Origin of the sequence: Kitasatospora cinereorecta (assembly GCF_024172095.1) — a bacterium.
GTDB lineage: Bacteria > Actinomycetota > Actinomycetes > Streptomycetales > Streptomycetaceae > Kitasatospora > Kitasatospora cinereorecta.
This window is the reverse complement of record NZ_JAMZDX010000001.1, coordinates 604,560-617,686: the sequence shown is the minus strand read 5'-3', so window position 1 is coordinate 617,686 and position 13,127 is coordinate 604,560. Positions and strand designations below refer to the sequence as shown.

Below are 13,127 nucleotides of genomic sequence, written 5' to 3'. Positions count from 1 at the left end.
ATTCGAATGTTTTCTCACCACGCACACCCGGGGGCGGATCCATGCCCGTGAGCAGTACCTCGCAGCGGCCGCCGGCGGACTTCGCCGAGACGACCGACTCCTCGGGCGCCAAGGCGCGCCCCGGCCGGGTCCTCCCGGCCGCCGAACGCGGCGCCTGGGTCGCGACGGCCTCCTTCCCGCCCCTGACGTCGAACGTCGCCCGCGCCCGGCGGATGACCGGGACGGCGCTGGCCTCCTGGGGCGTCGCCCACCTGACCGACAGCGCCGAGCTGGTGGTGTCCGAGCTGGTCACCAACGCCATCAGGTACGGCCGGGGCGCGGTCTCGATGACCCTGGCGATCAACCAGTCGACCCTGCACATCTCGGTCGCCGACTACGGCCACGGCGTGCCGCAGCTGCGCACGGCGGGCGAGGAGGACTCCAACGGGCGCGGTCTGGCGATCGTCCAGGCGCTCTGCGCGCGCTGGGCGGTGACCACCCGGCTCTCCGGAAAGACGGTCAACTGCTGGCTCGACGTCCGGCCGGGCGAGCTCCACGAGCCGCACGAACCGGACGAGTCGCAGGGGGACACGTCGCAGTGAAATGAAATAAGGGGGCGCACGGCAATCGCCGCACGCCCCCTTATTCGCCATTACCAGCGGGCGGCCGCCGGCAGCGGTTCTCCGTACCAGAGTTCGACCAGATGGCGGGCAATCGAAATTCCGGACGGCGGCAGGATCTCGCCGGCCTCCATTCCGGCCTTCAGTTCGGACCGGGAGAACCAGCGCGCCTCGGACAGCTCCTCGCCGTCCACGGTGATCCCGGTGCCGCCCGGGGCGGCCTTGCCCACGAAGCCCAGCATCAGGCTGGACGGGAACGGCCACGGCTGGCTCGCCACGTACGCGACCTCGCCGACCCGCACCCCGGCCTCCTCCCGGACCTCGCGGACCACCGCCTGCTCGATCGACTCGCCGGGCTCCACGAAGCCCGCCAGGGTCGACCAGCGGCCCTCCGGCCAGAGCGCCTGACGGCCCAGCAGGCAGCGGTCCTCCTCGTCGGTGATCAGCATGATCACCGCCGGGTCGGTGCGCGGGTAGTGTTCGGCCGCGCAGGAGGTGCAGCGGCGGACGTGGCCCGCCCCCGCCTTCTCGGTACGGTGCCCGCAGCGCGAGCAGAAGCTGTGCAGCCGGTGCCAGTGCTCCAGGGCCACCGCGTGCACCAGCAGCCCGGCGTCGCGGTCCGACAGCGTGCCGCCCACCTCGCGCAGCCCGGCCGGACGGGCGTCGCCGTCCAGCCGGCCCGGCAGGCTCTCGCCGGCCAGCGCGAAGTAGGACACCCCGTCCTCGTCGGTGCCCAGGAAGTAGCGGTCCCCGGTCTGCGGGGCCTCGAAGGACGGCAGCAGCACCAGTTCGCTGCCGGTCTCGGTGTCGACCACGAAGACCTCGCCACCGGCGATCGGCAGCACCTTGGTGGACGGGTGGCTCCAGGCCGCCGCCAGCCAGGGCTCGTCGAACCGGTGGTGCGCGGCCCGGTCCACCCCCGCCCGGGCGAGGGCGAGGCGCTTGGTCTCAGGCGCGGTGCTCAACTCGGTCCATCCCCGTTCGCATCGTCTCGCGTGGTGTCGCGTCGTCCCGCACTGTCCGGCCCGCCGGTCCTGTCGACCCTGCAGTCGAGGCCGTCGCGGCCGTCACAGCCGTCACAGCCGTCGCAGCCGTCACGGCCGGAAGGTCTCGGCCAGGTCGCCCCACAGGTACGCGGAGGTCTCCACGCCCTTGCGGAGCAGGTCCAGCTCCACCTTCTCGTTGATCGAGTGCCAGCCGTCCGAGGGCACCGAGATGCCCAGGAACAGCACCGGCGCGCCCAGCACGTCCTGCAGGTCGGCGGCCGGTCCGGAACCGCCCTCCCGGGTGAACAGGATCTCCTGCTCGAAGGCCCGGCCCATCGCCCGCACGGTGGACTGCAGCGCCGGGTGGTCCAGCGGCGTCAGGCACGGCCGGGTCGCGCCGGGGAAGACCAGCTCGTACCGGATGCCGTCCGGCACCTGCTCGGCGACCCAGGCGGTGACGGCCTCGCGGACCTTCTCCACCTCCTGGCCGGCGACCAGCCGGAAGGACAGCTTGACGTGCGCCTCGGCCGGCACGATGGTCTTGCCGCCGGGGCCGGTGTAGCCGCCCCAGATGCCGTTGACCTCGGCGGTCGGCCGGGCCCAGACCCGCTCCAGGGTGGAGTAGCCGGCCTCGCCCTGGGTGCCGTACGACTTGGCGACCCGCAGCCACTGGGCCTCGTCGAACGGCAGCGCGGCGAAGAGCTCGCGCTCCCGCTCGGTCAGCTCGACGACGCCGTCGTAGAAGCCCGGGACCGCCACCCGGCGGTCGGCGTCGTGCAGGGCGGCCACCAGCGCGGCCGCGACGTCCGCCGGGTTGGGGACGGCGCCGCCGAAGGAGCCGGAGTGGATGTCGCTGTCCGGCCCGAACAGGTCGATCTGGCAGTCCGCCAGGCCGCGCATGCCGGTGCAGACGGTCGGGGTGTTCTCGGCCCACATGCCGGTGTCCGAGATGACCACGACGTCGGCGGCCAGCCGCCCGGCCTCGCGGCGGACCAGCTCGGCGAAGTTCGGCGAGCCGGACTCCTCCTCGCCCTCGATCAGCAGCTTGAGGTTGACGGCGGGCGCGGTCCGGCCGGTGGCGGCCAGGTGGGCGCGGACCCCGAGGGTGTGGAAGAAGACCTGGCCCTTGTCGTCCGCGGCGCCGCGGGCGTACATCCGGCGGCCGACCACGGTGGGCTCGAACGGCTCGGTGTCCCAGCCGTCCTCCTTGGCGGCGGGCTGCACGTCGTGGTGGCCGTAGACCAGCACGGTCGGCGCACCGGCGTCCCCGGACGGCCACTCGGCGAACACCGCCGGCAGCCCGTCGGTCTCCCACACCTCGGCGACCGGGAACCCGGTCTCGCGCAGCTTGGCGGCCAGCCACTCGGCGGAGCGGCGGACCTCGCCGGCCCGATCGGGGTCGGCGGAGACCGAGGGGATGCGCAGCCAGTCGGCCAGGTCCCGCAGGAAGTCGGCCTCGTGGCGGTCGATGTAGGAGCGGACGACGCTGTCCGGGGTTTTCGTCATACGGACGACTTTAGTTCGCCCGGGCCGGTGGATGCGGCCGGGGTTCCCGCGGGTGACCACCGTCACCCGCCGTCCCGCCCGTCCCGCCCGTCCCACCGCCCGTCCCGCCGCCCGGCGCGGTGGGGCAGCGGGACGGACGGGACAGGCGAGACGGCTGCGGGGGCTCAGCCGGCCCGGCGGACCATGGCCAGCCGGGAGCGGGTCAGCAGCATGGCCAGGCCGACCGCGAGCAGCGGCAGCACCACGACGGTCAGGCCCATCGTGGTCCACGGGAAGGCGAGCACCATGTGCTTCCCGGCCGAGCCGCCGACGCTGAACTCGCCGCTCGACTCGGCCTGCAGGCGGCGCAGCGCCACCGCCGGGACGATGCCGCAGACGGTGCCCAGCAGGGTCCCCATCGCGGCGATCACTCCGCACTGGAAGCCGGAGAGCCGGCGTCGGATGCCCGCCGGGGCGCCGACCGCGGCCAGGGTGGCCAGGTCGTTCTGCGAGTCGGCGGAGGCCAGGCCGGTGGCGATCCCGGCCGCGCCGAGCGCGACCACGGCCGCGAAGGCGGTCAGACCGAGGGTGATCGCGTCGTGCTTGGGCTGGAAGCCGCGCTCGACCCGGATCTGGGCGGTGTCGTCGAGCTTGCCGACGGCGGCCACCGCGCGCTGCTCCGCCGTGCCGGCCGGCTTGGCGGCGGGCAGCCAGACCGAACCGGTGTCGAGCGGCTGCAGGCCGAGGCCCTTGGCGGCCTGCGGACTGATCAGCGCGGGAGAGCCGGCGGTGCCGGCCGGGACCAGGACGGCGTCCACGGTGATGGTGCGGGTCTGCGGCTTGAGGCGCTCCCCGGAGGCGTCGGCCTTGGCCTCGGCGGCGCGATCGGTCGGCTCGGTCAGCTCGATGGTGAGCTTGCCGTCCTTGAGGTAGCGGTCGTCGAAGACCACGGCCTTGCCCTGGGCCAGGGCCTGGTCGGCGGTCGCCTCGCGGACGCCGAAGAGGTTGTGCAGCAGGGCGGCGTCGCCGACCGGCATCATGCCGAAGACAGTGTTGGAACGGTTGTCCCTGGGGTCCCGGCAGCGCGGGTCCTGCATCAGCCGGGTGAACGCCTGGTAGCTGGTCGGGCTCTCCTCGTCCCGGTCGCGGGCCGGGCAGCGGAGCTCCTTGGGCATCACCGGCTGGACGCTGCCGCAGGGGTCGCCGCCGCGGCAGGCGCCCTTGTAGGTCGCCTCGGCGACATCGGCGCGCTGCCCGAGGTCGGGCATGCTCCGCTCGACGGAGTCGCGCATCAGGCCGAGGGTCGCCGCGTCGGCGGTGGGGCCCCAGCCGTTCTGCAGGGTGACCGCGCCGCTGGGCGCCGCGGCCACGTACTCCTGGCGCTGTTCCAGGTCGCTGCTGGCGGAGTAGATGCCGACGGCGACCGAGCCGGCCACAGCGGCCATCACCGCGGCGACCGCGGGGGCGGTGCGGCCGCGGTGGCGGACGGCGTCGCGCAGGGCGAGCCGGGGGCTGAGCGGCAGCAGGCGGCCGAGCCGGCCGAACAGTCCGACCAGGATCGGGGTGCAGAGCACCATGCCCAGCTCGGCGATCACCGAGCCGCCGAGCACCGGCAGGCCGCGGCCCTGGCCGAGGGCGGTGCCGAGCAGCGCGAGGACCGCGCCGCCGCCGACCATCACCAGACCGAGCAGGGCGATCCAGCGGTTGGCGGGCTTGAGCGAGCCGCGGCCGGTGAGCGCCTCGACGACGTTCTGCCGGGCGGCCTGGACGGCCGGCACCACGGCCGCCAGCAGGCCGGTGACCAGGCCGATCCCGGCGATCGCGACCAGGTCGAGCGGCTGCAGGTCGAAGTGGCCGAAGCGGCTGCCGCCGTACACCTCGATCCAGGGCCGGGCGACGGCGACGGCGGCGATCGCCAGTGCCACGCCGACCACGGCGCCGGCCAGGCCCAGCACCACGCCGCCGCCGAGCACCACCGCGCGGATGTGCGAGCGGTCGCCGCCGCCGGCGGCGAGCAGGCCGAGCTGCCGCCGCGAGCGGCGGGCGCCGACCGCGAAGGCCGGTCCGGCCAGCAGGACGATCTCCAGCAGGGCCATGCCGACCACGGTGGCGACCACGGCCAGCGCGGCGGCGTCGACGCCGGTGGAGGAGAAGCCCTGCTGCGCCTGGTACGCGTACAGCGGTACCTGGGAGCGCGGCGGCGGGTCGAGCAGCACGCTGCGGCTGGTGGCGTTGAAGCCGTACTTGTTGAGTTCGAGCACCTTCGGCCAGTCGAGCGCGGCGCCGGCGGGCAGCTTGACCAGCCAGTCGCCGCCGCCGTACAGGCCGGTGTCCTGCCGGCCGGCCTGGCCGGCGGCCTTCTTCAGCGGCTCGATCAGTGCGCCGGGCCGGGCGACCAGTTCGGCGGTGCCCAGGTCGGCGGGGTACTCGACCACCGCGGTGATGGTGAACGGGGAGCCGTCCAGGCCGCGCAGCGCGGTGGAGTCGCCCAGCCGCAGCCCGGACTGGTCGAGGAAGGGCCGGGTGGCGGCGATCTCGCGGGGCGTGTGCGGGGCGGTGCCCTCGATCACGTTCACCAGGCCGTGCCAGACCGGGTCGGTGAGGTCGGCCTCGCTGGTGGAGACGGAGAGCCGCCCCTCCTTGGTGGTGGCGGCGGACCGCGGTCCGTCCGGCACCGGGATCAGGGTGCTGCCGGCGGGCAGCAGCTCGCGGATCAGCTGGTCGGGCTCGGTCGCCGCGCTGCGCTTCTGCTCGGCGGTCGGCTGCTGGCCCTTCTCCGGCCCGCGCGCGGTGGAGTCCTCCCGGTAGTCCGGGGCCTGGAGCACCGTCAGCCCGCGGCCGGTCATGGCGACCCGGGCATCGGCGGCGCCCATCATCCGGGTGGCCCGCTCGCCGGGTTCCAGCTGGGCGCTGCGCGCGACCACGTCGATGCCGGCCACGCCGAGCACCGGCAGGGCGATCATGGCCAGCACCAGGGCGCTGCGGCCCTTGGCGCGCAGGGCGTCGCGGCGGGCGATCCGCAGGGCGGCCCGCCAGGCGGTGGGCCTCACTTCTCGCCGCCCTTCGCGCTGTTGGTGGCGGCAGCGACCAGCAGGCTGGCCGCGTCCGTGTTGGCGGTCTCGTCGACCAGCCGGCCGTCGCGCAGGAAGACCACGCGGTCGGCCCAGGCCGCGTGCCGGGGTTCGTGGGTGACCATCATCGCGGCGGCGCCGGCGTCGCAGCGGGCGCGCAGCACGGCGAGGACGGTCTCTCCGGTGGTGGAGTCGAGGGCGCCGGTGGGCTCGTCGGCGAGGACCAGCCGGCGCTCGCCGATCAGCGCGCGGGCGATGGCGACGCGCTGCTGCTGGCCGCCGGACATGTCGTCGGGGAAGCGGTCGGCGAGGTCGGCGATGCCGAGTTCGTCCAGGGCGGCGAGCGCTTCGCGGCGGGCGGCCCGGGCGGAGACGCCGTCCAGCTCGCGCGGGAGGGCGATGTTCTCGGCGGCGGTCAGCGCCGGTATCAGGTTGTAGTCCTGGAAGACGTAGCCGACCGAGCGGCGGCGGACCGCGGCGAGCTTCTTGCGGGAGAGCTCGCCGAGGACGGTGCCCTCGACCAGCACCCGGCCTGAGCTCGGGGCGTCCAGGCCGCCGGCCAGGGTGAGCAGGGTGGACTTGCCGGAGCCGGACGGGCCCATCACGGCGACCAGTTCGCCGGGGTGGACCCGCAGGTCGACCTCGCGCAGGGCGTGCACCTCGGCGGCGCCTTGGCCGTGCACCCGGCTGACCTGCTCCAGGTGCAGCACCGGGTCCTGGGTGTGGGTCGTAGTCAACGCTTCCCCCTCGGGTGTTTCATCGGATGCGGCTGCGGCGCGGGCGCCGAGCGGTGGCGGCCTCGGTCGGGCCGCCGGTGGGGTCGGCCGGCTGCGGCGGCGCGGTCTGCGCGCGCTCGGCGTGCCGGGCGAGCCGGGTCTCGCAGTGGTCCAGCCAGCGGATCTCGGCCTCGGCCTGGAAGATCAGCTGTTCCACCACGAGCAGCCAGGCGAGGTCGGAGCCGGCGCCGGTGTCGGCGGCCAGGGCCCGGCCCTTGAGCCTGGTGTAGTCCTGCAGGGCCTGCATGCTGTGCCGGCGCTGGGCCTGGAGGACCAGGGCCACGTCCACGCCGGGCACGGTGACCGCCATGGCCAGCTTGATCGCCAGTTCGTCGCGGGGCGGGTTGGTGCGCGGGACCGGGGTGTCGAACCACCGGCGCAGTTCCGCGCGTCCCTCTTCGGTGACGGCGTAGAAGAGGTGGCCCTCGTCGTCCTCGCCGGCGGGGGCGATCAGACCGTCCCGCTCCAGGCGGCCCAGGGTGGTGTAGACCTGGCCGACGTTGAGCGGCCAGGTGGCTCCGGTGCGCGCCTCGAACTCGGTGCGCAGCTGGTAGCCGTAGCGGGGGCCCTGGTCGAGGAGGGCGAGCAGACCGTGACGGATGGACATACCAGGTATGTATACCCGGTATGCACGAGTGCTGGCAACGGCGGTCCCTCCACGGCCGGCACCTGCGCAGCCGGTACCGTGAGTGCGGTGAGGCATCTGCGCATCGCGACCTACAACCTGCTGCACGGTCAGCCGCTGGCCGCCGACGGCAGCCCGGCGCTCTTCCCCGCGGAGCCGGGCGCCCCGCTGGCCGAGGCCGTGGCCGACCTGGACGCGGACGTGCTCGCCCTCCAGGAGGTCGACCGCCACCAGGAGCGCTCCGGGCTGGTCGACCAGGCCGCCGTCGCCGCCAAGGCGATGGGCGCGGCCGACTGGCGGTTCGCCGCCGCGCTGCACGGCACCCCGGCCCCGCTCTCCGGCTGGCTGCCCGATCCCTCGGTGTCCGGACTGCAGGTCTACGGGCCTGCCGAGGTGGACACCGCGACCGGTCAGCCCTCGTACGGGACCGCACTGCTCACCCGGCTTCCGGTCCGGCACTGGCGGGCCCGCCGGTTCGCGCCCGCGCCGTTCGGGCTGCCGCTCAAGGTGGCCGGCCGGCGCGGCCTGACCCAGGTGCCGGACGAGCCCCGGGCCGCGCTGGCGGCGGTGCTGGAGGGCAGCGGCGGGCCGTTCACCGTGGTGGCCGCGCACCTCTCGTTCGTCCCGGGCTGGAACGTGGCGCAGCTCGCCGCGATCCGCCGCTGGATCGCCGACCTGCCGCAGCCGTACCTGGTGCTGGGCGACTTCAACCTGATCGGCGCGGTGCCGCGCACGGTGCTGGGCAGCGCGAGCGCGATCGAGCGGACCACCTCGCGCGAGCGGGTGCGGGCGGCCCGGCAGGCCCGCACCGCCCGCACCGGGCTGCGCCGGCGGCGGGTGCGCGAGCCGCGCCCGCGGCTGCAGGGCTGGTACGACCTGGCGCGGACGCCGACCTACCCCTCGCACCGCCCGGCGGTGCAGTTCGACCACATCCTGGGCATCGGCGTGCCGCGCACCGCGGTCGGCTCGGTGTCGGCGCCGCGGGCGGAGGTCTCGGACCACCGCCCGCTGGTGGTGGACGTCGCGCTCTGAGCCGTCCCGGACCGCACGCCGGTCAGGACAGCATGTGCTCCGCGTGCTGGCGGGGCAGCTGGGAGCCGGTCGGCTCGTACTGGAGCAGCAGCATCGCCGCGTCGTCGCCCAGCTTGTGCCCGACGTGCCGGACCACGTCCTCGTTCAGCCGGCGCAGCACCTCCACCGGGGCGCCGACGGCCAGGTCGGGCAGCCGCTCGGCGAGCGGGTAGAAGACGCCGCGGTGGTCGCGGGCCTCGATCACGCCGTCGGTGTAGAGCAGCACCCGGTCGCCCGGCCGCACCGCGACCCGCTGGACCTGCGGGCGGACGTCGGCCGGGTCGAGGACGCCGAGCGGCGGCACCGGCTGGTCCGGCTCCAGGGCGCGGCAGCCCTCGGGGCCCAGCAGCAGCGGCGGCGGGTGGCCGCAGTTGGCGATGTCCACCGTGCCGTCCGGGCAGACCGCGATCAGCACCAGGGTGACGAACTCCTCCTCCACCCCGGGGTGGTCGTTCTCGTGCAGGGCGCGGTCCAGGCTGACCGCGAGCCAGCCGGCGACCCGGTCCAGGGCCGGCTCCTGGTGCGCCGCCTCCCGAAAGGCGCCCAGGACGGCGGCCGCGGTCTCGACCGCGGTGAGGCCCTTGCCGCGGACGTCGCCGACCACCGCCCGCACCCCGTGCCGGGTGTTGACCACCTCGTACAGGTCGCCGCCGATCGAGGCCTGCGCCGCCGCCGCCGCGTAGTGCACGGCGGCCCGGACGCTGCCGACCCGGTCCGGGACGGAGCGCAGCAGCACCCGGCGGGCGATGTCGGCGACCAGCTGGGCCTCCGCCAGCGCCCGCTCCTGGCGCAGCCGCAGGGTCGCGCTGACCCAGCCGATCAGGGCCACCAGGAAGATCGCCAGCACGGTCGCGGTGTGCACCGACTGCCCGAGCACGCCGTTGTACCAGGCCATCGCGAAGGCGCCGCACTCGGCGACGGCCCCGATGAACAGCGGGTACCAGGTCCGCCGGCTGACCACGGCGGCCAGGGCGGGGACGGCGGTCAGCGCCGGCTCGACGGTGACCGTACTGTTGCTGAAGTAGTCGAGGGAGACCACCAGCGCCATGCCGATCAGCGGCAGGGCGTGCGAGGTCTTCGGCCAGGTGCCCGTCACGGTTCCGGGGAGGTCCCCCGGGGACGGGCCGGTCAATCGATCCCTGATCCATCCGGTCGCGCTCAACGTCGCTCTCTCCAGCGGAAGGTTGCCGGTGCCGCGGGACACCTGCGGTGATGACGGAAAGTCAGGGGGCTGACCCCTGCCGTGGCCGGAGCTCGGGGGATGACCGGTTACCGACCCCACAATAGGCGCGAAACGTGCACAGCGCACAGGTTTCGGGTGATCACGTGATGACTTGGATGCTCTGAGTGACTTCTTCTTAGCTATTCCCGATCAGGAGCGCGCTCAACTCTTTTCGGTCGGGAAGTCCTGACGGCCGTTCCACCCGTCCGCTGCGGACGTACAGGAAGGCCGCCGTGACCTGCTCCAGCGGCACGCCCGCCTGCTCGGCCCAGGCCACCCGGTAGACGGCCAGCTGCAACGGGTCGGCGCTCTCCTCGCGCTGGGTCTTCCAGTCGACAACTTCGTACCGGTACGACTCCGGTGACGCTGAGCCACCGTCACGGTCCCGGTACACGGCATCGATCCGGCCGCGCACCACCCGACCCGCCAGCACCAGCTGGAACGGGGCCTCGACCCGAAACGGCCGGCGGTCGGCGTACGGGCCGCGCAGGAACGCCTCCTTGAGCCGCTCCAGGTCCTTCTCGTCCTCGATGCCGTCCTCGTCCAGGCCGGGCAGCGCCTCGGGCCCGAGCAGCAGCTGCTGCTCGTAGCGGGACTGCACCCAGGCGTGGAACCGGGTGCCGCGGCGGGCGGCCGGAGCCGGCGGGCGGGGCATCGGGCGGGCCAGGTCGGCGGCGAAGCCGTCCGGGTCGGCGGCCAGCCGCAGCAGCTGGGAGGCGGAGAGCGAGGCGGGCAGCTCCACGTCCCGCACGGTGCGCCGGGCCCGCTCCAACTCGCCGAGCAGGGCTCCGAGGTCCCGGTCCCAGGAGGCGACCAGGCGCTGGTCCTCGGCGCCCATCGGCTCGGGCTCGGCGGCGGGCCGGCCCGCGAGCCGGGTGCGGACCACCTCGGCGACCCGGCGCCGGGCGTGCTGCGCGGCCGGGTCGAGCGGCAGCGGCCAGGGGGTCTCCAGCGAGACCGAGAACGCCGGGTTCTCGGCGTCCGGCAGCGGCTCCTCGGCCCACCGCTCCACCTCGCCGCAGCCGGGACGTTCGCAGTGCTCCTTCAGCTCCAGCAGAAAGGACGACGGCCCGCGGCGGCGCTTCTGGCTCGGCCCCCACCAGTGGCCGGAGGCCAGCAGCAGCGACCGGGGACGGGTGAACGCCACGTAGCCGAGGCGCAGTTCCTCGGTCGCGGCCTGCGCGGCCATCGCCTTCTTGAACAGGCCCATGCCCTTGGCGTTCCACTCCGGGTCGGCGGGCAGGGTGGCGGCGTCGCCGCGCAGCGCGTGCGGCAGCACCTTCTTGGTGCTGGTCCAGCGCTCGCGGCCCTTGCCGCTCGGGAAGGCGTCCTTGACCAGGCCGGGGACGGCGACCACGTCCCACTCCAGGCCCTTGGACTTGTGCGCGGTGAGCACCTTCACGGTGTCCTCGCCGCCGGGCAGGCTGTTGTCCAGGCCCCGCTCGTACTCCTGGGCGGCGCGCAGGAAGGCCAGGAAGGCGGCCAGGCCCGGGTCCCCGTCCAGGTCGGCGAAGCCCGCCGCCACGTCCAGGAAGGCGTTCAGGGTCTCCCGGCGGCGGGCGGCCAGCGCCAGCGGGGAGGCGGACAGCTCCACCTCGAGACCGGTCACCGCCAGCACCCGGTGCAGGACGTCCATCAGCGGCTCGGCCAGGGCCCGGCGCAACTCGCGGATTTCCCGGGCCAGTCGGGCGAACCGCACCCGGGCGTCCGGGGAGAACGGCAGCTCGTCCGGCTGCTCGGCGTCGAGGAAGCCCTCCAGCGCGTCGGCCAGCGAGACCACCTCGGTGGGGTCGGTCTCGGCGACCGCCGCGGTCAGCGGATCGGCGTCCTCGGACCGCGCGGTGCGCACCAGTTCGGCCGCCCGGCGGCCCAGCAGCGCCAGGTCGCGCGGGCCGATCCGCCAGCGCGGGCCGATCAGCAGCCGTACCAGCGCGGCGTTGGCCGTCGGGTCCTGCAGCACCTCGCAGACCGCCACCAGGTCGGCCACCTCGGGCAGTTGCAGCAGCCCGCCGAGGCCCACCACCTCCACCGGCACCTCCCGGGCGACCAGCGCCGCGTGGATGTCCGGGAAGGCCGTACCGGCCCGGCACAGCACCGCGATCCGGCCCGGCGCCGTCCCGGTCCGCACCAGGTGGGCGATCGAGTCGGCCAGCCAGTCGATCTCCGCCGCGTGCGTGGGCAGCAGCGCCGCCCGGACGAAGCCGTCCGCCTCGGCGCCGGGCGCCGGGCGCAGCGCCTCGACCCCCTCGTGCATCGCCCGCAGCGGCGCCGCCAGGTGGTTGGCGAAGGCCAGCAGCCGTCCGCCGCTGCGCCGGTTCTCGCTCAGCGCGTACCGCGCGGCGGGTGTGCCGTCGCGGCGCGGGAAGTGCTCGGGGAAGTCGTCCAGATTGGCCACCGAGGCGCCGCGCCAGCCGTAGATCGCCTGGCAGGGGTCGCCGACCGCGGTCACCGGGTGCCCGCCGCTCTCGCCGCCGAACAGCCCGGCCAGCATCAGCCGCTGGGCGACCGAGGTGTCCTGGTACTCGTCCAGCAGCACCACCCGGTACTGCTCGCGCAGCAGCCGGCCCACCTCCGGGCGCTCCAGCGCCAGCCGGGCGGAGGCGGCGATCTGGTCGCCGAAGTCCATCAGCCCGGCCGCCTTCTTGCGCCGCCGGTAGTCCTCCACCAGGTGCAGCAGCTCCTGCCGGGCCCGGGCCGCCTTCGGGACGGCCCGCAGGTCCTCGTTGCTCAGCTTCACCGCGGCCAGCGCGTCCAGCAGGTCGCCGTCGAACGCGCGCAGCCGCTCCGGCTCCACCAGGTGCTCGGCCAGCTCGGAGTCGAGCGCGATCAGCTCCGCGACCAGCGAGGAGAAGGTCCCGCTCAGCGCCGGGAACGGCCCCCGCGCCGAGCGCAGCACCTTGGCCGCCAGCTGGAAGCGGGTCGCGTCGGCCAGCAGCCGGACGTCCGGCTCGATGCCCAGGCGCAGGCCGTGCTCCTTCAGCAGGGTGCCCGCGAAGGCGTGGTACGTGGAGATCTGCGGCTCGCCGAGGACCTCCTCCTCCGGCCCGGCCACCCGGGCCCGCGCCAGCGCGGTGCGGACCCGCTCGGCCAGCTCGCCGGCCGCCTTGTTGGTGAACGTCAGGCCGAGCACCTGCTCCGGGCGCACCGCCCCCGAGCCGACCAGCCACACCACCCGGGCCGCCATCACGGTGGTCTTGCCCGAACCCGCGCCGGCCACGATCACCGCAGGCTCCAGCGGCGCGCCGATGGCACGCATCTGCTCGGGGTTGAACGGGATCCCGAGCAGCTCCTT

Annotated in this window: 9 protein-coding genes; 2 read left to right on the top strand and 7 right to left on the bottom strand. The window is 74.8% G+C overall.

All coding sequences use genetic code 11. From position 1 onward, the window contains the following. The first annotated feature begins 47 nt into the window (after nucleotides 1-47). The gene (locus tag FHR36_RS02865) at nucleotides 48-581 is read left to right on the top strand and encodes an ATP-binding protein (RefSeq protein WP_253793470.1); all 534 of its coding nucleotides are present in this window, start codon (nucleotides 48-50) and stop codon (nucleotides 579-581) included. Nucleotides 582-631: 50 nt separating this feature from the next. Here FHR36_RS02865 and nudC read toward each other — a convergent pair whose 3' ends face one another. The 5 genes from nudC to FHR36_RS02840 all read right to left on the bottom strand — a co-directional run bounded on the left by nudC (nucleotide 632) and on the right by FHR36_RS02840 (nucleotide 7,524). After that, complete coding sequence (gene nudC / locus FHR36_RS02860) at nucleotides 632-1,564, bottom strand: NAD(+) diphosphatase (protein ID WP_253793468.1); 933 nt, start codon at nucleotides 1,562-1,564, stop codon at nucleotides 632-634. Nucleotides 1,565-1,693: 129 nt separating this feature from the next. Continuing rightward, the gene (locus FHR36_RS02855) at nucleotides 1,694-3,091 is read right to left on the bottom strand and encodes a dipeptidase (protein WP_253793466.1); all 1,398 of its coding nucleotides are present in this window, start codon (nucleotides 3,089-3,091) and stop codon (nucleotides 1,694-1,696) included. A 164-nt stretch (nucleotides 3,092-3,255) separates the two neighbouring features. Continuing rightward, nucleotides 3,256-6,120 (bottom strand): FtsX-like permease family protein, encoded by a 2,865-nt coding sequence (locus FHR36_RS02850; protein WP_253793464.1) that lies wholly within the window; start codon nucleotides 6,118-6,120, stop codon nucleotides 3,256-3,258. Beyond that, nucleotides 6,117-6,878: an ABC transporter ATP-binding protein gene (locus FHR36_RS02845; protein WP_253793446.1), complete on the bottom strand. Its 762-nt coding sequence runs from the start codon at nucleotides 6,876-6,878 to the stop codon at nucleotides 6,117-6,119. Before FHR36_RS02845 ends, FHR36_RS02850 begins: the two co-directional genes overlap by 4 nt. A 19-nt stretch (nucleotides 6,879-6,897) precedes the next feature. Beyond that, entirely contained in the window at nucleotides 6,898-7,524 is a 627-nt protein-coding gene (locus tag FHR36_RS02840; protein WP_253793444.1) for a PadR family transcriptional regulator, read from the bottom strand. Nucleotides 7,525-7,611: 87 nt separating this feature from the next. On the opposite strand from FHR36_RS02840, the gene FHR36_RS02835 reads away from it, so the two are divergent. Continuing rightward, complete coding sequence (locus FHR36_RS02835; protein WP_253793442.1) at nucleotides 7,612-8,574, top strand: endonuclease/exonuclease/phosphatase family protein; 963 nt, start codon at nucleotides 7,612-7,614, stop codon at nucleotides 8,572-8,574. Nucleotides 8,575-8,596: 22 nt separating this feature from the next. Here FHR36_RS02835 and FHR36_RS02830 read toward each other — a convergent pair whose 3' ends face one another. Together FHR36_RS02830 and FHR36_RS02825 are read right to left on the bottom strand one after the other, a co-directional pair. After that, complete coding sequence (locus FHR36_RS02830) at nucleotides 8,597-9,709, bottom strand: PP2C family protein-serine/threonine phosphatase (RefSeq protein ID WP_253793440.1); 1,113 nt, start codon at nucleotides 9,707-9,709, stop codon at nucleotides 8,597-8,599. Nucleotides 9,710-9,971: 262 nt separating this feature from the next. Further along, entirely contained in the window at nucleotides 9,972-13,091 is a 3,120-nt protein-coding gene (locus FHR36_RS02825) for an ATP-dependent helicase (protein ID WP_253794681.1), read from the bottom strand. Nucleotides 13,092-13,127 lie beyond the last annotated feature (36 nt).

Coding starts and splice junctions, on each gene's coding strand:
- FHR36_RS02855 (WP_253793466.1), bottom strand. CDS start 3,091: ATGACGAAAACCCCGGACAGCGTCGTCCGCTCCTACATCGACCGCCAC.
- FHR36_RS02840 (WP_253793444.1), bottom strand. CDS start 7,524: ATGTCCATCCGTCACGGTCTGCTCGCCCTCCTCGACCAGGGCCCCCGC.
- FHR36_RS02825 (WP_253794681.1), bottom strand. CDS start 13,091: ATGCGTGCCATCGGCGCGCCGCTGGAGCCTGCGGTGATCGTGGCCGGC.